The sequence below is a fragment of the Flammeovirgaceae bacterium SG7u.111 genome (assembly GCA_034044135.1).
Lineage (GTDB): Bacteria > Bacteroidota > Bacteroidia > Cytophagales > Flammeovirgaceae.
This window is the reverse complement of the sequence record CP139021.1, coordinates 3,221,325-3,244,379: the sequence shown is the minus strand read 5'-3', so window position 1 is coordinate 3,244,379 and position 23,055 is coordinate 3,221,325. Positions and strand designations below refer to the sequence as shown.

Annotated in this window: 16 protein-coding genes; 10 read left to right on the top strand and 6 right to left on the bottom strand. The window is 39.2% G+C overall.

The genetic code is table 11. The features are described from left to right. The first annotated feature begins 32 nt into the window (after window positions 1-32). From R9C00_12660 to R9C00_12635, 6 genes are all read left to right on the top strand, one after another. Window positions 33-1,832: a RagB/SusD family nutrient uptake outer membrane protein gene (locus tag R9C00_12660; GenBank protein ID WPO38305.1), complete on the top strand. Its 1,800-nt coding sequence runs from the start codon at window positions 33-35 to the stop codon at window positions 1,830-1,832. Window positions 1,833-2,116: 284 nt separating this feature from the next. Further along, entirely contained in the window at window positions 2,117-4,474 is a 2,358-nt protein-coding gene (locus R9C00_12655) for a GH92 family glycosyl hydrolase (GenBank protein WPO38304.1), read from the top strand. After that, window positions 4,464-5,774 (top strand): alpha-L-fucosidase, encoded by a 1,311-nt coding sequence (locus R9C00_12650; protein WPO38303.1) that lies wholly within the window; start codon window positions 4,464-4,466, stop codon window positions 5,772-5,774. The genes R9C00_12655 and R9C00_12650 overlap by 11 nt, the downstream gene beginning before the upstream one ends. A 37-nt stretch (window positions 5,775-5,811) precedes the next feature. Continuing rightward, on the top strand, window positions 5,812-7,218 hold the full coding sequence (locus R9C00_12645; GenBank protein WPO38302.1) for an alpha-L-fucosidase: 1,407 nt from the start codon (window positions 5,812-5,814) through the stop codon (window positions 7,216-7,218). Window positions 7,219-7,392: 174 nt separating this feature from the next. Next, complete coding sequence (locus R9C00_12640) at window positions 7,393-11,451, top strand: two-component regulator propeller domain-containing protein (protein ID WPO38301.1); 4,059 nt, start codon at window positions 7,393-7,395, stop codon at window positions 11,449-11,451. Between the two features lie 151 nt (window positions 11,452-11,602). Further along, window positions 11,603-13,267 (top strand): hypothetical protein, encoded by a 1,665-nt coding sequence (locus R9C00_12635; protein ID WPO38300.1) that lies wholly within the window; start codon window positions 11,603-11,605, stop codon window positions 13,265-13,267. Window positions 13,268-13,276: 9 nt separating this feature from the next. On the opposite strand, the gene R9C00_12630 is transcribed toward R9C00_12635, so the two are convergent. Both R9C00_12630 and R9C00_12625 read right to left on the bottom strand, forming a co-directional pair. Beyond that, a complete protein-coding gene (locus R9C00_12630; protein ID WPO38299.1) occupies window positions 13,277-14,122 on the bottom strand; it encodes a hypothetical protein in 846 nt (281 codons plus the stop codon). Window positions 14,123-14,254: 132 nt separating this feature from the next. Further along, window positions 14,255-16,528: a TonB-dependent receptor gene (locus R9C00_12625; protein ID WPO38298.1), complete on the bottom strand. Its 2,274-nt coding sequence runs from the start codon at window positions 16,526-16,528 to the stop codon at window positions 14,255-14,257. Window positions 16,529-16,694: 166 nt separating this feature from the next. On the opposite strand from R9C00_12625, the gene R9C00_12620 reads away from it, so the two are divergent. Beyond that, window positions 16,695-17,474, top strand: a complete 780-nt coding sequence (locus R9C00_12620; protein ID WPO38297.1) for an alpha/beta fold hydrolase — start codon at window positions 16,695-16,697, stop codon at window positions 17,472-17,474. A gap of 22 nt (window positions 17,475-17,496) precedes the next feature. On the opposite strand, the gene R9C00_12615 is transcribed toward R9C00_12620, so the two are convergent. Beyond that, window positions 17,497-17,967 carry a CBS domain-containing protein gene (locus tag R9C00_12615; GenBank protein ID WPO38296.1) on the bottom strand — a complete coding sequence of 157 codons (471 nt, stop codon included), beginning with the start codon at window positions 17,965-17,967 and terminating at the stop codon, window positions 17,497-17,499. 636 nt (window positions 17,968-18,603) lie between these two features. On the opposite strand from R9C00_12615, the gene R9C00_12610 reads away from it, so the two are divergent. The 3 genes from R9C00_12610 to R9C00_12600 all read left to right on the top strand — a co-directional run bounded on the left by R9C00_12610 (window position 18,604) and on the right by R9C00_12600 (window position 21,052). Beyond that, window positions 18,604-19,581 (top strand): sugar phosphate isomerase/epimerase family protein, encoded by a 978-nt coding sequence (locus tag R9C00_12610; GenBank protein ID WPO38295.1) that lies wholly within the window; start codon window positions 18,604-18,606, stop codon window positions 19,579-19,581. Between the two features lie 35 nt (window positions 19,582-19,616). Beyond that, window positions 19,617-20,330: a DUF1080 domain-containing protein gene (locus R9C00_12605; protein ID WPO38294.1), complete on the top strand. Its 714-nt coding sequence runs from the start codon at window positions 19,617-19,619 to the stop codon at window positions 20,328-20,330. A 185-nt stretch (window positions 20,331-20,515) separates the two neighbouring features. Further along, complete coding sequence (locus tag R9C00_12600) at window positions 20,516-21,052, top strand: hypothetical protein (protein WPO38293.1); 537 nt, start codon at window positions 20,516-20,518, stop codon at window positions 21,050-21,052. A gap of 133 nt (window positions 21,053-21,185) precedes the next feature. Here the strand turns inward: R9C00_12600 and R9C00_12595 are convergent, their stop codons facing one another. The 3 genes from R9C00_12595 to R9C00_12585 are packed head-to-tail and all read right to left on the bottom strand — an operon-like array spanning window position 21,186 to window position 23,051. Continuing rightward, on the bottom strand, window positions 21,186-21,869 hold the full coding sequence (locus tag R9C00_12595; GenBank protein WPO38292.1) for a DUF2807 domain-containing protein: 684 nt from the start codon (window positions 21,867-21,869) through the stop codon (window positions 21,186-21,188). A gap of 35 nt (window positions 21,870-21,904) precedes the next feature. Continuing rightward, window positions 21,905-22,294, bottom strand: a complete 390-nt coding sequence (locus tag R9C00_12590) for a GntR family transcriptional regulator (GenBank protein ID WPO38291.1) — start codon at window positions 22,292-22,294, stop codon at window positions 21,905-21,907. A gap of 4 nt (window positions 22,295-22,298) precedes the next feature. Continuing rightward, window positions 22,299-23,051: a hypothetical protein gene (locus tag R9C00_12585; protein ID WPO38290.1), complete on the bottom strand. Its 753-nt coding sequence runs from the start codon at window positions 23,049-23,051 to the stop codon at window positions 22,299-22,301. Window positions 23,052-23,055: the final 4 nt, after the last annotated feature.

The window sequence follows — 23,055 nt, the reverse complement described above, 5'->3', positions numbered from 1 at the left end:
TTAATAAAAAATATATTACAACACTGGTCTTTATGACTTTATTAAGTACCAGTTGCAAGGATTTTTTGGATGAAAATTCGGTCTCTTACCAGACTACAGATAATTATTATGTTACTGAGCAGGGATTCGAAGACCTTGTCCGCTCAAACTATACCAAGCTCAGAGAAATACACAAAGAGCGTGATTTAGTTATGATGGGTACTGATATATTTACCAGTACTTCTTGGGACGAAGCGCAAAATGGAAACCAAGGTGGTGTATTGAACGTGTATGACATCCGCTTTACCCCTAATATAGGTGCGACCACTGCTCTATGGGATTTGCTATACAAGCAAATTTCCAGGACAAATACTGCAATCTCCAGACAGGAAGAAGTTCAGGGAATGGATCCGGATATTCTTGCCATCAGAGTGGCAGAAGCTAAGTTTCTCAGAGCATATGCTTATTTCTATGCAGTACAACAATGGGGTGACATTCCTATGCCTTTAGAGGAAACTACCACTGCCAGTAGGGAAGTTAACAAAGTACCTGCTGCTCAGGTTTATGACCAGGTTATCCAGGACTTGGAAGAGGCAGAAGCGATACTACCTGCCAAAGGCAATACCGAGTATGGTAGGGCTACAAAAGGTGCCGCACAGTTCCTTTTGGCAAGAGTTCACCTGACAAGGGGCTGGAATTTCAACAATTCCCTGGGTGGAACAGCAGCCGATTTTGACAAGGCCGTTAAATATGCCGATATGATCATAGCCGATTATCCACTGGAGCCGGAATACCGCAATTTATTCCCACTTCATGCTGAGAACCCTCTGGAAGAAACTTTCCCAGCCAAAAATGATAAAAATGATGAAATAGTATTTGCAGTACAATTCAGCGATAATATATTGACAAATGGCAGTGATGATGATGAACCTAGCGAATATGCAATAGGAAATGATTACCATTCGATTTTCGGTGGTGGTGCTGAAGATATTCCAGGTTCTTTGGGAAGAACAAGTCACTATAACCGCCATGGAGGGAAAGGGAACTATATCGTGACCCCTGCTACTTATAGGTTGTTTGATCCGGATATTGATACAAGGTACCACCACAATTTTGTAGAAGCGATGTACGCAATGACAGATGTTGATGGTTTTGTCCCGGATTTTGATGACCCATCTACCACCATCAACATTGCAAAAGGTGATACAGTATTGTATTTCCCACCATGGAATAATCCAGCCAGTGACGATGATAAAGGCATGGATGTAGGAGGCAGCAAGCCTTACGCAGTACTGAATGTAGCTGAAATTGGTATTAATCCAATTTCTCCTTATCACACAGATAATAAAACTCCACTAATGTGGAAGTTCTGGGAACCAGGCATCCCCTACGATGATGCTCAGGGAACCTTTGATCTAGCTCTATTCCGCTCTGCCGAAGCATATTTAATTGCTGCAGAAGCCATCTTGAAAGGAGCTGCTAATGGTAATTTGGGAGACGCAGAAGTTTACTACAATGCTATAGTTGACCGTGCACTTGGTGTCAATGCAGGTACTGACCCGTTGTGTGCAGCAGAACCAGCCAATTTGACCTCCATGAATACGGTATCCTACCGTGCAAACGGAAACCTGGATATCGATATGATATTGGATGAGCGGGCAAGGGAATTGATGGGTGAATACAGCCGATGGTTTGATCTGAAAAGAACAGAAAAACTGATTGAACGAACTACCTTAATGAACCCATGGACAGCAGCAGTGGGTCAAATGGAGAGCAAGCACTATTTACGCCCAATTCCCCAGAAAGAGATTGATAGATCAATTCCATCAATTCCTCAAAATCCTGGATATTAAAAACCTTGTTTTTCAAAACAAATTCATAATTAGTATATAAAAAGGCAGATGAAACCTTTTATCTGCCTTTTTATAAAAATCCGAGGTTAGAAAAAATAGGTTATCGTTCAATTCATGTTTTTGATGAAGAAAAAGACAATGGTGAGGAGACCTATTCGCAAAGCATCAAATGGACAGGTAACTTGAGAGAAAAAGCATTGAAACCAAAGGGTGCTTCGATGATTTTTTGCTGGTCTCTAATTAAAACGAAAAATTTTAACCAAGTTGATTTAATGAGAAAACACATGAATAAGAACAAACTCTATAGACAAATACTACTTTACCTCACTTTAGGAATAATATGTTCTTGCAAACAAGAAGTAAAAACGGAAGGCAAACCTGAAGGACAAATTACTTTTTCAGAAATGGTGTATCCTGCCCTTGATACAGAGAATTCCAGGTGGTTTTTCTTTTCGTCAGCGAGCAGGGCTTTTGGAATGGTAAACCTAAGTCCCGATACTGAAATAGACGGTGCTTGGGGAAGCGGTTATAGGTATAAAACAGATACAATAAAAGGATTCAGCCATATTCATGCATGGCAAATGTCTGGCGTTTCAGTTATGCCAGTTACGATATCAGCAACTAACAAAAACACTGTTTATGAAGACTTTTATTCAAAGTTTAGCCACGAAACCGAAAAAATATCACCCGGTTACCATTACGTAGAACTCGATAGGTATCAAATAACATCTGAACTGACCAGTACAGCACGCGTAGGGTTTCACCAATACACTTTCCCAACTGACCACAACCAAGCAGGCATCTTATTTAACCTTAATACCATGTTAGGACCATGCGAAAACATCGGCGGGGAGATGGAAAAAAACAGTAATAATGAGCTTTCGGGAAGAGTGGTGATGAAGCCAACCCGCAGAAGACCCAAGCCATTAACAGTATTTTTTAAAGTAAAATTAAATACAGATATAGCCTCTATAGATAAAAATGAAAAGACAGGAAACTATTTGGTGAATCTCATCAACCCTAAAAAGAAAGTTCTTATGAAAGTTGGTATTTCCTATACATCTGTAGAAAATGCCAATTATAATATTACAGAAGAATTGCCGCATTGGAATTTTGAGGATGTTGTATCTCAATCAAAAAAAGAGTGGGACGAGTTATTGGGCAGAATTAAGGTTGAAGGCGGGACGGAAACTGAACAGAGGAGGTTTTATACAGATTTATGGCATGCGCTGCAAGGGAGGAGAATTATAAGCGATGCAAATGGTGCTTACCCTGACAATACAGGAGATGAATTTAGGATAGGGCAATTACCGCTTGACGAAACCGGAAAGCCTAAATTCAATCATTATAACTCCGATTCTTTTTGGGGTGCTCAATGGACAATCAACACCCTATGGGGGCTTGTTTACCCAGAAATCAAAGAAGAGTTTGTTTATTCGCTTTTACAATATCAAAAAGATGGCGGCCTGATCCCCAGAGGACCATCAGGGGGAAATTATACCTACGTGATGACTGGTTCTTCTAGCACCCCATTTATAGTCAGTGCCATTCAGGAAGGGTTAATTACAGAAGACCTAGAAAATATTTATCAGGTCTTGAAAAAGAACCATATGCTGGGCGGCATTATGGAAAAGGCAGGTTATGAGCATGATACTAATCACGGCGGAGGTTTTAAATACTATGTGGAAAATGGCTTTGTCCCCTACCCTATACCCGAAGGAAATTTTGGAGGACATCAAGACGGGGCAAGCCTTACCATGGAGTATGCTTACCAAGATTGGACGCTCGCCCAACTGGCTAAGAAGCTAGGGCACCAAGACGATTACAATTACTTTTTAAAGCGTTCTGAAAACTTTAAGAATGTGTACGATGGAGCTTCAGGATGGATGCGCCCTAAAGATGTTAATGGCAAATGGTATGAAGATTTTGACCCCTACCAATATAAAGTTGGGTTTGTAGAAGCCAACGGTGCACAGGCTACTTGGTTTGTACCGCACAACCTAGAAGGTTTGACCAAACTAATGGGGGGAACAAACAAAGCTGTGGAAAAACTAAACTCACAATTTGAAACAGCCGACAAATTGGGCTTTACGGCAGGGACATCCCATGACCTGGAAGAACACCCTGAGTACAGGAGAATCCCCATTAATTATGGAAACCAGCCATCCATACAGACGGCATACGTTTTCCATAAAATAGGCAGACCAGACCTTACCCAATATTGGACCCGCAATGTGGTGAAGAAAACATTTAGTGGTTTATCTCCCTCAACAGGCTATAATGGGGACGAGGACCAAGGATTAATGGGGAGCTTAGCAGTTTTAATGAAAATAGGTCTCTTTCAGATGAACGGTGGTGTTGATGGAGACCCAGAATATCAGATAGGAAGCCCCTCTTTCGACAAGGTCAGTATAGAGCTAAACCCTGACTATTATTCAAACTCTACTTTTACTATAGAGTCCGTCAACAATGGTGAAGAAAATGTTTATGTAGATTCGGTAGTTTTAAATGGCCAACCCGTCAATGGTTATGTAGTCTACCATAGCCAAATCACGAGAGGCGGGAAGCTAGTTCTTCAAATGACCAAACAGCCAAAAATGGACTTCAACATAATAAAATCCGAAGTTAAAAATGATTTGTAACAAAGAGTTAAAATTACTTTTAGTATTCATATTAGCCAGTTTCTCATCCTTTGCCCAGCTAAAAAACAAGCCCGAGCTAGAAGAAGACTTTATGGATATGGGCTTCGGTATTTTCATCCATTGGAGCATGGACTCGCAGTTGGGAAGTGTCATCAGCCACTCTATGGTGGGAGCGTCGGAAGACTATGTACAACGCTATATGAACGAGCTCCCCAAAACCTTTTATCCCGATAAATTTGATCCGGACGAATGGGCAAGGTTATTCAAAATAACAGGGGCAGAATATGTAGTCTTCACAACCAAGCACCACAATGGCTTTTGTATGTGGGATACCAAGACCACCGATTTTAATATCATGAACACCCCTTACGGGAAAGATATTACTGGTATGTTGGTCAAATCCTTGAGAAAATATGGGCTGAAAGTAGGGTTCTATTTTTCTCCCGAAGATTTTAGCTTTATACACAAGCAAGGCCACCTGATTTCCAGAAAAGGACCTATGACCCAAGTCACAGCCAATAAAGAGTTATTTGAATACGATAAAGTTCAGGTTAAGGAACTAATAGAAAATTATGGTCCAATTGATGTCATGTTTTTTGATGCTTTCCATGCAAAACCTATGGCACAATATGTACATGAAATAGCTCCAAATATTGTAGTGACCCGTGGCGAAATGAACACTCCGGAGCAAAAGATACCTAACGGAGCTATGCCCGGGCCGTGGGAAACTTGCATGACCATGGGTACTCAATGGGCCTACAAACCGACCAACGAAGAATACAAAGACGGCGGGGATTTGATAAATAAATTGATTGAAATCAGGGCTAAGGGCGGCAATTTTTTGATGAACGTTGGCCCTAAGCCTAACGGGGAAATTCCCATAGAGCAAGAAGAACGCCTGCGTGAAATAGCCCTTTGGATATTTGTGAACAACGAAGCGGTTAAGAATGTAAGGACTGTGCCCACTATTATTAAAGAAGGGGATTTGTGGTTTACCAAAGCCAAAGAGGAAAATACGGCCTATGTTTTTATAACAAACCAAAAAGATTGGTTCAAAGGTTTTAGAAGGAATTTTTTGCTTAAAAAAATAAGGGCAACAGAAGAGACGGAAATCTCCGTATTGGGGCAAAACGATTTGGTGGTCGAGTATTGGCCAGAAAACATCCCAACGTCTTACTTTAAACAGCATGATGCTAGTTTAGAAATTTCAATTAGCAGGGCACACAGAGTGTATAATAATAAAATTTGGCCAAACGCAGTAGTGGTAAAGCTTACCAATGTTGAGTTTGTTCAACCATAAAAATATATTCCCCTACCCTATAAATAACTAATTCACAATGAAGTCTAATTTGTTGTTTAGAACGTACATTATTATTACTCTAATAGTACTTTTAGCAAACAATGCTTCCGCCCAATCATCTGATAAAATGGACTGGTGGAAAGATGCTAAATTCGGGATGTTCATGCACTGGGGTTTGTATTCAAAAACTGCTGGATATTGGGATGGGCATATCGCTAAAGGAAATGAGCATTTTATGATTCATGAAAAAATTTCATTAAAAGAGTATACTACCATTGCTGATGATTTTAACCCTGTAAATTTCGATGCCGAAAAGTGGGTGCTTACTGCAAAACAAGCAGGCATGAAGTACATCATAATCACGTCCAAGCATCACGATGGGTTTGCTATGTTCGATTCTCCTTCTAATGATTATAATATTGTAGAGCGAACACCATACGCCAAAGACCCGATGAAAGAATTGGTAGATGCTTGCCATAAACACGACATGAAATTTGGGTTTTATTATTCTTTAGGTCGCGATTGGGAAGATCCAGATGTTGCTACCAATTGGCCACATAAAGGCGGAAGAAGTAACCTAGTGGACTACCCAAATGAAGATATAAAAGTATTTAGCAAGTATTTTGAGAGAAAGGTAAAGCCTCAAGTAAAAGAGCTGCTAACTCAGTATGGAAAAATTGATATTATTTGGTTTGATACACCAGAGCTTATAAGTCCGGAAGAAAGCAAGGAGCTGCGGGAGCTTATCTTAAATATTCAACCAAACTGTATCATAAACAGCCGAATTGGCAATGGTTTAGGCGATTATAAAGTTCAGGAACAAAAAATTGTAAAAGGGCTAGAACCCAAACCTTGGGAAGCATGCATAACCATGGGGAAAAACTGGGGGTATATTGAATATGACACCATGTATAAGTCGTCAGAATTGATGATGCGGCAATTACTGGAAATAGTAAGCAAGGGTGGTAACTTATTGCTCAATAATGGACCTACAGCCAAAGGAGAAATCACAGACCTAGCTCAAGAAAGACTAAGGAAAATCGGAAAATGGATGCAAGGCAATTCGGAAGGTATTTATAGTTCAAGACCATGGAAAGTTCAAAATGAATTACTATCTAACATCCAAAAAACGGAAGTAACACAAGAAAAAGAGAGTAAAAACACCTTAAAAGATGCTGTAAACGATGCCACTTCTAAACAAATTATACCAGAAGTCCAATTCACAACTAAGGGAGGTTATGTCTATGCCTACGTATGCAGCTATCACCAACCTCAAGTGCTTATAAAATCATTTGCTCCAAATGATAAAGTAAAAAGTATAGAACAATTGGGAAGTGATAAACATGTGAACTGGAAACAGAATAAGAAAGGGTTAAAAATAAAAATGCCTATTTATAATGAGGGTGAAATCCCTATTACAGCTTTTAGAATTCAGTTGCAATAACACATCTATATTAAGCAATAGCGATTGGAATGGAATTAGAATTTGTTCGCCTTATATTAGCAATAAAGTGATGAAGATAACAGGTGCTTAAAAGATATAAGTTTATTAATTTCAAGTATAAACCTACTTTTAGATCCAAAATCAGGTATTTTATTGTAAAGCTTAAACTATAACTTGGCACATATTAAATTGAACTTTAAAACTAAGATAATTTATTTTTGCATTTTTTTGCTAAATGCAAAAATCAGTGCACAGCATTTAAAATTTGAACACTACAATGATAAAGATGGATTATCTCATAATTCAATCAGGCATATTATTCAAGATAATCAAGGCTTTCTTTGGTTAGGCACGTTCAATGGTTTAAACCGTTTTGACGGATTTCAATTCCAAAACTATTTAAGCTACGGAGAAGGGATTAACACCTTACATAATGCTGATATTACTGCTTTAAAACTAGATAGTACAACTAGTAGTTTATGGATTGGAACAAGAAAAGGTTTGTCTCATTTGCAGCTCGATACGCACGTATTTACCACCTATTTGTCCGATGAAAATGACCCAAATAGCTTGCCTGACGAGGAAGTTCGCTCTGTCTATTTAGATAAATTCGATCGGGTTTGGGTCGGTACAAAAGATGCTGGCTTATTTTTGTTTGAGCCTGATGAAAATGCCTTTACCAAAGTTCCGCTGGAAGGTTTTAATTATGTCAAAGAGATTTTTGAAGATACAAAAGGCAATATTTGGGTAGGTGCTTATAATACTGCCGGTGTTGCCAAAATCAAGCTTGGTAGTACAGGAATTATTTCAAAAATAGAATATTTCACATTGTCCATACCAAAATCTAAAGCTATTAACCCTTATTTAAATTTCATATATGAAGATAAAAGGGGCGATATATTTGTAGGGACGCGTAAAGGACTTTACAAATTTGACAAACCCCTCAATTCCTTTATAAATTTATACATTGCCGATGATGAAATACGGGAAAAATTAGGGCCTTATTTCTTAAGTGTGGCTCAAGCCCCAGATGGCAAATACTGGGTGGGCACACTCGGAGGTTTGTTAGTTTGTAACGCATTGGAGGATATAAACAAAGGAGACTTCCAATGGTATTTTTCGGTACTGTCAGAAGACAAGTCTTTAGTGGATAATTTGGTTTCTGCCCTGTATTTTGACCCATCAGGTGTGCTGTGGATCGGGACCGAAGAAGGTCTGGATAAGTACGACCCTTACGAAAATCAATTTAAAATCAACAAGGATATATCGAAGTATATCGAAAATCAAGTTCCCAGAATTAGAGGCTTTTCAAAAACTCATTTAAATGAGATAGTAGTTGCAACAAGGCATAATGGTCTTTTCATTTCTAACAACGAGGATTTTGCCCCCCTATTCAATGGAAGTTATGATATAGCAAGTATATATTCTTATGATGGGATCACTTTCTTTTGTGGTTTATGGAATGGCAAAATACTGCTGTATAACCATCTCCAAAAAGAGTCAAAGATCATTGATGTAGGTTTTGCAAACTCACCTGTCTTCAATTTTATAGAATACGATGACAATTTAGTAGTATGTTCTTTTGGAGAAGGTGCTAAACTTTTAAAAAAGCAAACCTTAAAACCATTCAAGCATATAATACCAAGCTTTGAAATCAACAAAGTGACTATTGATACCAATAACAACTTATGGTTTGCTACTGAAAATGGAGTGATCAAGTATAATTTAATTGAGGACAAAACCATTGAATTCAAAGCAAATATCAGTTCAGATGAAGGGCTTCCACATGACAACGTAAGTGACATATTGATCGATTCTCGCGGATTAGTATGGGCAGCTACCAGAAAAGGTCTGAGCGTTTTCGACCCAAAAACCAACACATTTAAACAAAACCTAGAGCCTAAAGAATTGAAAAGCAAGTGGGTAACAGATATTGTAGAAGACGCAAATGGCTTTTTATGGCTAAACATGAATAATAATAATATATCTAGGTATGATGTTGAAAACAACCTTGCCAACATCTATAATGTAAGCAGTGGTAACAGGCTTGACATATTTAGCTCGAGCGGGTTTTATAACTTCAATAATTCAAAAATTTATTTAGGAGGAAAAAATGGGATTATCAGTTTTTCTCCTTTGGATATTAAGGAGAACAAATGGTCTCCCAAGCCAATAATTACTGAGTTTAAAGTGAATAATAAATTGGTTTTGCCAGGGGTAGAAATAAATGGACAAGTCCCCCTTCTTAAATCTTTAAATTACTCTAGAGAAGTAAGCCTTGAGTATAAAAACAGGAACTTCTCTATTCAATTTTCAAACACGTCTTTTACCAACCAGCACCTAAATAAATTTGAATATATGTTGGAAGGTTTTGACAATAATTGGGTAAGAGCCAGTAGCAACTCAAGAACTGTACAATATACTAATTTGGGTTATGGTACCTATAATTTCAAAATTCGCTCAAGCAATAGTGATGGAAATTGGAGCGAAGCTTCGTCGTACAGTATCAAAATACTTCCTCCTTTTTGGGCAAGTTACCAAGGGGTTGCATTATTATTATTCCTTACGGGTTTAATAGTTTATTTTACCAGGAAGCAGGTCAAGGTTCGAATCAAATTAAAACAAGAGCTATTAACAGAAAAGGTCAAAAGGGAGCGTGATGAAAAGCTCAGCAATGAAAAACTTCGTTTTTTCACCAATATTTCACATGAACTGAGGACACCGCTGTCATTGATAATGGGCCCGGTGAAACAAATTTTAGAACATGAAAACAGCAATGATTATATAAAAAGCAAAGCTAACCTGATAAATCATAGCACCAATAGGCTGCTGAGGTTGGTCAATCAAATTCTTGATTTCAGGCGTGCAGAAGCAGGGGAAATCAAACTAAAAGCAACAGAAGTTGACATAGTTCCCAATACGAACGATATTTTTTATTCTTTCATAGAGTTGGCCCATTCAAAAAACATCAACATCAATTTTAATGTAGAAGAAGAATCCATTGTTTGTTGGATAGACGTGGACAAGTACAATAAAATTCTTTATAATCTGCTGTCTAACGCCATAAAATTCACTAACAACCACGGGCATGTTGACCTGTTTGTGGGAGTAAAAGAAAATGACTCTAAAACCCTCTTAATAGAGGTCAGTGATGACGGTATTGGAATTCCACAAGAAAGCCAAGAAAAAATATTTTCCAGGTTTTACCAAGCTAGAAATAGCAAAGAAAGCACCACAGGTACGGGAATAGGACTTTCACTTGTAAAAGCGCTGGTAGAGGTTCATAAAGGTAAAATTTCCGTTAAAAGCTCTACAAATGCTGGTAGTATTTTTACGGTAGAATTACCCATTTCAAGAAATGCGTTTGAAGATAGTGAAATATCGAGTTTTGTTCCTGAAAAACCGGAACTAGAAGTTTTTTTGGGCTCCACAAAATCACTAGATTCCTTGGGTGCTTATATAGCCCCAAAATCTAACACAGATGTAAAATCATCTGTATTAGTAATTGATGACAACCCAGAACTTCGAAATTATGTAATGGAATTTCTTTCTGGGTATTATAAAGTGTATGGGGCAGAAAATGGGAAAGAAGGACTAGAGCTTTGTAGGAAGGTGAAGCCGGTGGTTTGTGTAGTAGACGTGATGATGCCTATAATGGATGGTTTTGAATTTGTAAATGCACTTAAAAGCGATGAGAAAATAAGCCATACGGCCGTGATCTTATTGACCGCATTGGGAGAAAACGAAAGCAGAATAAAAGGGTATAAAATAGGGGTAGATGGGTATTTGGTAAAACCTTTCGACCCCTCGTTATTAAAATCAAGAATTGATAATATTATCAAAATTCGTTTTGATATAAAGCAGCAGTTTTCCGAGGAAACAGAAAGCGATGTGACCAGCTTGGCGCATTCACAAATTGATATTGACCTGATATCAAAGGCCAAGGAAATCATAGAAGAAAACCTAGGGAACTCTGAGCTTACCCCTGCATTTCTGTGTTCTAAATTGGGTCTCAGTTCATCAAAATTATATAGAAAAATCACTGAACTCACAGATATGTCGCCTAATGAGTTTATACGGACGATAAGACTGAAAAAATCTGCTTCTCTGTTGAAAACCAAAAACTATAACGTGTCTGAAGTTGCCAATGCCGTTGGGTTTAATGACCCTCTCTATTTTAGCAGACGATTTAAAAAGCAATTTGGATATGCACCCAGCAAATTGATTAAATAATTTTTTTAGAAAAGATAAAACTGAACCAATAGTTACTAGAGGTTTATATCCAATAAAACATTGTATATCGATTTTTTTTAATTCAAACTGTGCTGGTCAGAAATATTCACAACTAATTAAATAACAACAAGATAATATAATTTTCTTGAAAATGAAAAGAAGTAAAAAACTAAAATTCATAGCTCTTCCATTTGGGTTTTTATTACTGCTTATACTATTCTTCAACAAGCAACTAAAATCACAGGTCGTTGGAGCAATAAAGTACCGAAAAGGTATTGAAATGAGCGCTGGGAATATTGGAACCCCATCTAAAAGAGACCTGCAGTGGAAGGACGAATCTGCCTTCGCCAATCGCATTTATAAATCTATAGCAGACAGGCCCATTACCGAAGAGATGCTTGCAAAAAAAGGTTATACCATTCGGATTTTACTCGCCAGGTTGATGCTGAAGCAGAACGTAGACGAGGTGAACCAAATCTTACAAAAACTCACCGTATGGGGAAATTGCGGGTCGTCTTGGGCTTTGAACCCTAAAGGAGATTATGACTTCCCCTTAACCATACTTACTACCATACTTTGGAAATTTGGGGAGCACCCAGACATAATTTATCCTGAAACTAAAAAGCATCTGTTGGATGTGGTATTGTCGGAAGATGGGGGCAAGTTCAGCTATACAGCTCCAAAAACGTTGGGGCTGGTAACAGATACCGAAAACCATATGCTCATGACCGAGGGATCCAGGTATTTGAAAAACCGATGGATTCGATTGCATGGAAATGAAGATGCCTACTTCAATAATGAGGAAAATGGGATGGAGGAAAAGCTGCTATCACTTTTGGGGGAAATGAAGCAAAATGGATTATACGAATTTAACTCTGTTCCTTACCTGGGCTATACAATCACAGCGTTGCTGAACCTTGAAGCTTTCGCATCTGAAAAAGTGAGCGCGGATGCAAGAGCTGTGTTGGATTATTTGAACTGGAGCTATGCAATAAATAGTTACAAGTTGAATCATTACCCACCAATGCGGAGGCGGTATGAAAAAGCAGCGATACAAGACCTACAAGTGGACTACCATACCGCCTTTATGAAATCGTGGCTGAGCTTTTCGGACTTTCAGGACTATGAACAAAGTATTGGAGTAGGGAAAGAGCATGCATTAATGGGGGCATGCATGCCTTACCGCCCTGCCGATAAAGTAGTAGAAATGCTCTTTCATAAAAAAGATGGGTATTTTATTAAACAAGGTCATGGCCCAGGCGCTTCACCAGAGATAAGCAGTGCAGGAAAGAATTTCTTAATTAGTGCAGGTGGAGTCAATAGAGGGAAACGCTCATTGATAGTTGCCAGACCTATTTGTTTGTTTCTAAACGACAACTCTGACCATCTCTCCGAAATCATACACCTTGCAGGGCCAGGAGATGATTTTATGGGATGGAATAACACAGGGGTATATAAAAACTTTGCATGTGCCGCCGGTCCGGTATCTATCCCTCGCGGAATGGCTCCTGAAGCTCAAAAAGGAAACTGGTCTGTTTATTCGGTGGCAGTCAATACGACCGTTGTTGCTTATTCCTCAGAAAAATTAGGGCTCATTGCCGTATTCGAAGATATTGAGCCTGTTTCTATTTTTAAAGAGGTAATGAAAGCAAATTCAGCGCCAGAGGAACTCAATCATTCTTTCATGTTTCCAAATGGAAAATCGCTAACGTATGATGTACTTTCCAAAAAAGACCAATGGGTCATGATTTCAGGAGATGGTAAGGTGATGGACCGTGATTTTGATTCTTGGCCTTTGATTGAGGGGGAATTGTGAAAAGCAACATCACATAACTAAAAAACAATAAACCAATAGTGTTTGCAGCAACATCGTCCCATCAAGCAGACCCGTAAAGTAGAGGTTATCCAGCTTTCTATCTGATTTGAAGATGAGCCATCCTGCTATTAGATAGGTAAGAGTAAAAGGCAATAGTAGCTCTTTGAGATATACTCCAACTACTAAAAAAGAGGCAACTAGACAGCCAATTGCTATCCATCTGGTCTGGGTTGCCCCTAGTTGGTTGGCTATAGTGTAAAGCATTTTCTCCAAGTCCCGCTTCTCGTCCCTAATATCGAAAGGCAGCGTGATTGCAAAGATAAACAAGGCTCTCTCGGCTACTAAAGCCCAAAGTTTTGGGTCGTCAATATAGCTCCAAAAGGGAAAAATAGCGGTTGCCCCTACCCACACATAAGTGATCAGAAATATTTTCAGAAAAGGGATTTCTCTCAGTGGTGGCAAGTCCAATATTTTGGTAGGAATTGCATAAAGCACAGAAATAAAAGCCAAATGGGCTAAGTATAAAAGTTGGTACCTGTCAAACCCTCGGCAAAGCCAAAGAATAGCCAACACCCCAACAAGGAACAATATATGCTTCCTGCCTATTATCCGAAACCCTTTATCCTGAAAAGAGGTTTTAGCGTCGGCAATGGCTTGAAGATTATAGTCGGCTAGAGTAGAAAAGAATACCAACAAAAGCACATTTATCTTGGGGGCAATATGCAAAACTTTACCACTCATCAGTACAAGTGCAGAAGCATTCATTGCAATCCACACATTGCTATTGACAAGCAAGCCAAGGGCTTTTTTGAATTGATTGGAAGTTTCTTGCGTTAAAAAGCCCTGCCTTTGCATTGTGGAGGATTCTTGTTCCTTGTTGATGATGAATTTGACAACCGCTAATATAAGAAGAATCCTTTGATAAGATTTGTTTAGTTTTTTTGTAGAGCAACATATCTACTGCTCTGCAAAAACCATATGGCTAGCTTAAAACTTTCCAAACTTAAGCCCGAAGTAAAAAGTACGGGGGCGAGAAGGTCCATAAACATAATTGGAATCTCGGTTAGGTCCCGTATCAAAATCATCCTGATATTCATCGAAGATATTCTGGATACCGGCAAAAAGCTTTAGGTCTTGCCCAAAGCTTTTCATGGACACAGTATAAGCAATTTTCAGGTTAGTCTCCCAAAAGGTTGGGGAACGGTAAAGCCTGTCTCCATCTACACCAGGAGCACCTCCAAAATGAGGGACTAACATAGGTCCAGTAATCACGCCCGAAAGAGCCAAATCCCATTTAGGAGCGGGAATGTAGGTCAACGTATAGAAACCATATTGCTCAGGAGTTCTTAATGCTTTTTTTGTCCCCTCTACTTCTTGTGACCAAGATACTACTGAAGCGTATTCACTTTTTTGGAAAGTCATTCCCGTTTCAAACTGCACGAAACCATCAAAATTCACCCTGCCTTCTACGGAAACTCCTTGTACCAATTGCCCATCACCGTTAGTTCGGAATAGCACGGTGTTCCCATTGGTATCGTTATCCAGCTCTTCCAATATAAATGGATCATCGAGATTGGTATAAAAAGCATCGAGGGTGAACCCAAAAATGTAGTGCTCCGAAGGTTTATCGAAATTTAACGAAGAACTATAGCTTATGGAACGCTCTTTCCTTAACTCAGGGTCGAGCTGAACATAAGCTATCCCACCGCCCGAAAAGGCAATGTGCAAATCTGCATCAAAAGCCTGAGGTGCTCTAAAGCCAGTGCCTACCGAACCGCGAAGCTGCAAATATTGGCTTAGATCATACTTCACATTCACCCTTGGATTCAGCACGGAGTTCTCTAAAAAGTTGTGATTGTCAAGCCTAAGCCCTACCAATGCGGAAAGCTTTTTAGAAAGTTGCCAGTCCGACTGGGCGAACAAGCCGACCTGGTGCGTGGTCTGATCAACCAACCAATCATATCCTTTTATTTCATCGAATACCCAATCGTATACGTACTCTCCTCCTATTGTCAATATGTTATATTTTGTACCCCAAAGTTTATTGATTGTTTTGTTCAACTGAGTCCCCGCCATCACGGTTCGGTTGTCCGTATTGCCATAGGCATCATCTCCTTTAAAGCCTGTATAGTGTGCCCTGTCGGTTACTTGCCCGCTCGTGTAAACTGAAAATTCTGTAGTTGGGTTGAGCCAACGCTCATAGGTAAGTCCCCCACCTGCAATGTTGTGCACACGATCTTCCGCCTGCTCCGATTCATGAGGTGCAGCTTCAACTTGGTCTCCTCCCCTTCTTTTTTCATTGATGGTATGAAGCTCCAATGTTAGCTTCGATTTATTATCAGGCTTGATAAACGTATTGATTCCCAAAGAAATATTCTTAATCAGGGGCATTTCGGAAAAGCCATCCCCATTGGCATCCCAAGCATCTCTATCGCGGTACACTCCAAAAATGCTGAAACCCGCATTTTGGGCATCGTTCACCGCAGAAGCATTTACTTGCATTTGAAGATCAGGAGTTTCGCCCCTTATAAACGCATGGTTATACGAAAGGCTAAACGTATTTTCTTTCGGTTCTTTGGTGATGATGTTTACCGTACCGCCTATGGCATTGTTGCCAAAAACAGCCGAACCACCACCTTTCACTACTTCTACCCTTTCTATCATGTTGGAAGGAATTTGTTCCAAACCATACAGCCCGTTCAAAGCACTGAAAATTGGTCTGCTATTGATCAGTATTTGGGAATAATTTCCTCCCAACCCGTTCATGCGAAGTTGGGTATAGTTACATGTTTGGCAATCCGTTTCTACCCGAAGCCCTGGCTGGAAGCTCAGCCCATCGGAAAGCATGAGCGACTGCGTAATTTCCAAGGTTCGATTATCCAATACATCCACCACCACGGGTGCTTCTGTTCGTTTTCGGCTTGTCCTTGTACCCGTCACCACCACTTCTTCTAGTTTAAAAAGGTCTTCTTTCAGCTGGATATCTAGCTCAGTCACCTCTCCTTTTTTTACTTTTAGCAACCTCTCTTCAGATAAATAGCCAATACTTTGGGCACGCACCAAAACCTGACCTGCTGGCGTGTCTTTTATTTCAAATGCTCCTTCTAAATCAGTGGCAGCCCCTACGGTAGTGCCTACTATAAAAACATGGGCAAAAATAGGCTCGCCATTTTTGTCAACCACCTTTCCTTTTATAGATTGAGCATATCCAAATCCATATACAATACTCAATATCAATAATATACAGTATTTTTTCAACATAATTCCGCATGCTTTTTAGTATTGAATAATTAATTTTACAACAAACATAATACTTTATTTATATCTTTCTAAATATATTTTTAGCCTAATCTAAATTTATATTAAAACCAGAACATTAACACAGAACAAATCATTTGTTATCTTTGAGAGAAACCACAACGGATTTATGGAGATACTAGAAGCAACTAGCAAACCCGCTAAGGGCAATATCATACTATTCCACGGGCTCAATAATCCTCCAAGCCTTATGAATGAGCTTGGAGAGTTTCTTCAGAAGAATGGATTTAATATCCTGATTGGCAGCTTATCAGGCCACAGGGGCGATAGTGAAAAATTAAAGACACTTACAAAAGATGACTTGGTAAACGACATTGATCAAGCTGTAGGTTGCTTCACTAAAAAGTACCCTGGCTTACCTCTGATTTATCTCGGGTTTTCACTTGGCGGAACAGTAGGCTTAGCCTATGCACAAAAGCACCCAACAGTTTTCTCCAAAATACTATTACTTGCCCCTGCCATCGAATTTCGCTTTTTCGCTAACTTAGGCAGGGTATTGCTGCCTTGGAAAGACACCATCAGTATTTACAGCCTTGCTTCCAAGCGGTTCAACCTCTACCGATGGATGCCTTTGAATGTATATAATGCGATGATAGAATTGAGGGATGGGCTTTACCAATCGGCTTACGAAAACATCGAAGCTCCTGTATTGCTTTTGATGCACCCAAAAGACGAAGTGGTTAGCTTTCACAGAATAAGAAAAACAGTAAGAGAGTACAAATTACCTTGGAAAACCATCGGGTTTGAACATCCTACCAAATCGGTGAGGCATTTGGTGGCTATTCCCAGCTTAATGGGTGAAAAAAATCTAGCCGTTTTCCAAAGGGAAGTATTGGCTTTTTTGCACAAAAAAACCGTCCTGCTTCCACAGGACGATCAACATGATTGAGCAGATTTAATCATGGTTAGGGCTATTTGCCCCAAGTTGTTTTCTTCATTTTGTTTGCAGCCTTCAGCACATCGTGGCGGCTGATCTGGCCAACTAACTTTCCATTACTGATTACGGGGAATCTCCTCAGATTTGTTTTCACAAACTCACCTGCAACATCGAGGATGTTCATATAAGGAGTTACTGTTTTTATAACCTTGGTCATGTAATCTTTTACGTGTTTATCCCTGAGGGGCAAATTGTGATAAGCACTGTCTATCATCAGTCTCATGCAGTCAATTTCGGAAATAACGCCTACCAATCTGTTGTTTTCATCCACAACACTTGCACCAGATATTTTGTACCGCACCATTTTCTCTATCACTTCGGCCATGTTGTTATCTAGGTTAAAAGTGATCAAATCGGTTGCCATGTACTTTTCTACCAACTCGTATTGAGGTAGCTTAACGGTTGTAGTTGCGTCATCATCTGCTTTTCTAGGTGTAAAATTCATAATGGTCTGATGTTTTGGTTAGAAAAATTTGAACCTTCTACAACTGCGGGAGTGATGGTCAAAAGAAATTATCAATTTGTACTTTTCGAGCTTTCAACAAATGTTACACCCGGCTGTTAGTTTATTCTTTTGGGAAGTTGAAAAAATGAAGTTTGGCTTCTATCCTACTGAAGAGGAGAATGTTGAATTTAAATTCGTAATCTACCAACTAGCCAAAAAAGAAAAATTAGCTAGGGATTAGGTCTTGGAAACACTACCGCAATTTCTTGAATATAGAAATATTTAAGGAAAAATCAAAATTCCTTGCCGCTTATTTTGCTTCTTTCAGATAGGTACAAACCATAAGAAAAGGAGCCATTATAGAGCATGAGAAGTAAATCAAAACAACCTTTTTTGCTGAAAGGCTGCGATAAATAAATGGAATTACCCTAAATTCAGATGTTCTAATTAGATTGCTAATACTAACCATACATTCCGGAATATGAAAAAAAAGAAAAGATCCACAGGAGCTACCGCAATTTCATGCTACACCTTTGCAGATATCCCATCTACAAAAAAAAATTCTGACAAGGGCTAACCTCAGCAAGAATCTCATTTACATTCACAAATACTTTATCAATACACTTTATCATGAATATGAAAAACAACAAATTACAACAGCGAAGAGAGTTTTTGAGCAATGCATCTAAACTTGGGGCAATAGCCGGAATGTCGGCTTTTTTGCCAGGGCTAATGCAAGCTTGCCAACCCAAAGACACTGCCAATGCGCCCGCTGAAACCGATGCAAGCATGTTCTTCCAAATTTCCCTAGCCGAATGGTCTCTCAGAAATAAGCTTTGGAAAGAAGAAATCACCAACCTTGATTTCCCTTCATATACCCAAAAAACCTATGGTATAAACGCTGTGGAATATGTCAATCAGTTTTTCATGGACAAAGCCAAAGACAAGGCATACCTCAAGGATCTTAAACAGCGCACCGATGACTTGGGGATGAACAATGTACTGATTATGATTGACAATGAGGGCTCATTGGCTACTTCAGACGAGGGCAAAAGAATGGAAGCCGTTGAAAAGCACTACAAATGGATAGAAGCGGCAAACGCTCTTGGTTGCAAAGGAATAAGGGTGAATGCGAATGGGGGGAAGGTCTACAAAGAAGCACAAAAAACGATGGCAGAAAGTATGAGAACCTTGGTGGAATTTGCCGATCCGCTGGATATTAATGTAATGATTGAAAATCATGGTGGTTTTTCATCAAACGGAAATTGGCTTAGCGGATTGATGAAAATGGTCAATCACCCCCGCTGCGGAACGCTTCCTGATTTTGGGAACTTCGCCATTGACAGAGAAAAAGGGATTTTGTACGATCCGCTTCTCGGCACTAGCCAACTAATGCCCTACGCCAAAGGTGTAAGTGCAAAGTCCATGAATTTTGATAGCAATGGAGATGAAACCACACTTGATTATTACAAGCTTTTGCAAATTGTGAAAACTGCAGGGTTTGAAGGTTTTATAGGAATAGAATGGGGCGGCGGCGGAGGTCACCTAAGCGACGATGAAGGCATTATGGCCACCAAAGAGTTACTGATGAAAATTGGCAAAAAAATATCTTAAAACAGTCCGTTCCGAACCAAAACCATTATTATACTATGAAAACATTTTATCTTTTACTTTTAGTCCCACTCTTAGTCTTCTGCACTGCCAAAAAAGACGTAGATGCTGAAGAGGTAGCAGTGGAAGAGGAAATAGAGGTGGAAATACTTAAAGAGAAGTGGATCAGCTTGTTTGATGGAAAAACCACTGAAGGCTGGCACAATTACTTGAAGGATAACGTGAACGGGTGGGAAGTGGAAAATGGCGTTCTGTTTACAAAAGGAGGAAGTGGAGACTTGGTTTCAGATGCTGAATTTGAAAACTTCGAGCTGGTGTTTGAATGGCGGATTGATGAAAAATGCAATAGCGGAGTGTTTTTCAATATCATAGAAGACCCAAAATACAGTACCCCTTACCTGACCGCACCAGAATACCAGTTGATAGACGATGAGGGCTACCCTGCCGAGTTGGAAGAAGGGCAAAAAACTGGTGCTAACTATGCACTTCACCCACCTTCGGTAAAAGCTAACAAACCTGCTGGTGAATGGAACACTGGCAAAATAATAGTGAACCAAGGCAAAGTAGAACACTGGCTCAATGGCCAGCAAACAGTAAGCTATGAGCTCTGGATCGATGAATGGAAGGAATTAGTTGCTTCTACCAAATTTAAAGACATGCCCGAATATGGCAAAGCTAATACGGGACCAATTGGTCTTCAAGACCACGGTGATGCTGTATATTTCAAAAGCATAAAAATCAAAAAGTTATAAGTTTGCAACCATACTTTCATTAGTACACAATCCCTTACAGCCACGCGTAAGGGATTTTTTTATTCTCAGGCTCTTGAAACACAAACTTATTTTATGCTATATTATACATGTGCCCACATAAGATATCAGTAACTGCCATGTTATAGAAACAAAGTTTTTATATATTCAATCCTCTAACAAATTCTATGAACACTTCAGTAAAAGATGTAACTCTAAACGCCGTTTTTGTCAGCGATATCCTCAGCTATTATGACAAAGAATCTTACCAAGATCTACATGCAATGGCCGAAGGCACAGACCTTTCAGATCCAAATGGCAAAGTATCTATGGAACTCTACAATAATCTTTGCGCATGGATAGAAGAAAACTTAGGTAAGTTTAACTTGATCATAGTTGGACGAAAAATTGGAGAAACCGTATATGAAACTTTTAGAAAATTCAATATGCTCCAAGAAAATGCAACTCCTATCGATGCCATGAATGCCTTGAAAATGGTAGCTTCAAGTATGATTCAAGATCCTGAGGGAAGAGGTTGGGAAATCATTTCTTTTGATAAAAAAGAAATAGTAATGCGCCGGACCCAAACCTTTAACAGCAAGCTTCAACTAGGACTGCTTGATGGCCTGGTAAGAAAAACAAACGTGAGTGGGGTAAAAGTTGATTACCTGCACGAAACTGCTCTTGGAGCAGAATATGACGATTATATAATCAGTTGGCTCTAGAAAAAGTATAATAAATAAAAATGAAACCCCGCCAAAATTGGCGGGGTTTCTCATTCTAGCATACAGCTGACCAAGTGTAAATCAAGCACTTGTCATGAGTAAGAGTTAGTGTATTCAAATTTTGACAGAGGTTTTAATCGTATTTTCTAACATATGCATTTTCAGCTACTTCAAGGTTCATGCTTTTTGTTTCTTTATACAAATCCAACCTAGATTTATCCATCACTTTGCCCTTTACCCTTTCGAGGGAAATGGAAGTTCGCCCCTCCCCTTTTAGCAAAATATCTGCTTGGCTAATATCGCTGTAATCAATCTGTACTCGGGCATTTTGATTTTCAAGACCCAGCCATTTGATCACATTCTCATTCCCATCTACACGTCCCCAGTTTTTTACCACAACTGATACACTATCCAAATGCATTTTGTTGAGATTGAGCATGGCATCATCAACAACTTCAACAGCAACCAAGTCAGGCATTGTAACTACAAAATGAACTCGTCGAGTGAATAGTGAATCTGATTTCACGCTCAATTCCAAAGCACTATCTTTCTGTACAACAAAAACCTGTTCTTTTAGCTCTTCTTCTAGCCCAATCGCCACAACTTGAAATTCCCTTCCTTGCTTCACTTCTACTGAAACATGCTTCCCTTTTGCACTAATCGTATTAAAGTCTGACTGAGTATAAACAGTTTGCGGGAGCTTATTTGCCAAATCATGCTCATCAGTCAAACTGGCACGCAGGGAGATGCTAAATGCTAACACACTCACCAGCATGAAAGCAAAAAGCCCTATTAATATTTTACTAGCTGTTTTCATCGTATTTATTTTCTAAGTTACTGAACTATTAGGCTTTATACATTTGCAGCGTTGCCCAAACCATTGGAAGAAAAGCCATCTAAAAACATGGTTTTAATATCTTCTATATCGATATTGAGCAACCGGATGGTTTTAAAAACCGCAGGTAATTCTTGTTCTATAAAGGCAGATTTTTTGAAGGCACGGGTCTTCTCAAACCCATCCTCGGCTACAAAATACCCAATCCCCCTTTTGTTGAAAATAATCTCTTTCTCTTGCAGAAAATTATATGTTCTCACCACCGTATTAGGGTTTACTTCTATATCAACTGCCAGCTCTCTTACTGAAGGGATTTTTTCTCCACTTTCCCATTTTTTCAGCAAGATTTTCTCGCAGAAGTAGTCTGCTATTTGTAGGTAAATCGCTTGGTTATCTCTGAATTCCATAATCTTATACCTCCTTTTCTTTTACGGCAAAATAGCCTATCACCCAAAACAGTGGAGCCATTACCCAGTGGAACATAAATTCGGCTATCTCAGGCAAATCTTTTTCCACAAACTCTTTAAAAGATTCGTTGGGTTCCTGAATATTCTCACCAACATAAATCATATCTGCAAAAACTAAATAGGCGGCAAAAGAGAGAAGCATACCGACAATTAACAAAGTTAAAAGTGTCCTAAAGAGCGTATAATTTTTGAAGTAAGCGGCTCCACATAAAAACATTGCCTGAACTATAATATAAATCTTTATCCCACCCAATTCAGTCTCTCCAAAAGGGTTGAAAGGTATTACGGTTACTGGAGTAATTGCATGTGTAATACCATTGGCAACTTCAGCAAACACCTTATAGACCAACGTAAAACCTAACAACCAACCAATAGATGTCAAGACCAACATGCTTAAATACTTCTCCAAACTAGATGCTGGTAAAAGCAAGTAGCCAAACTTCCTTAGTGGATGATGTAAGCTTGAAAAAGCTAGGCTAGAAAATACAAATCCTCCAATGAGCAAGAAGGCCGTATAAGCACCTTCGTGGAAGCTTAATTCCCTTGGAGAACTATATTGATCCATTACAATAGATATAAAGTTCAAGACCAAAGCCCCAAGAATACCGCCAAGGGCAATCAACACAGGCTTATAACTCAATGCGCTCTCCCGCCTGATCAAAAGCGCAAATCTTTTGAAATCAAATGCTAGTTCCATATTG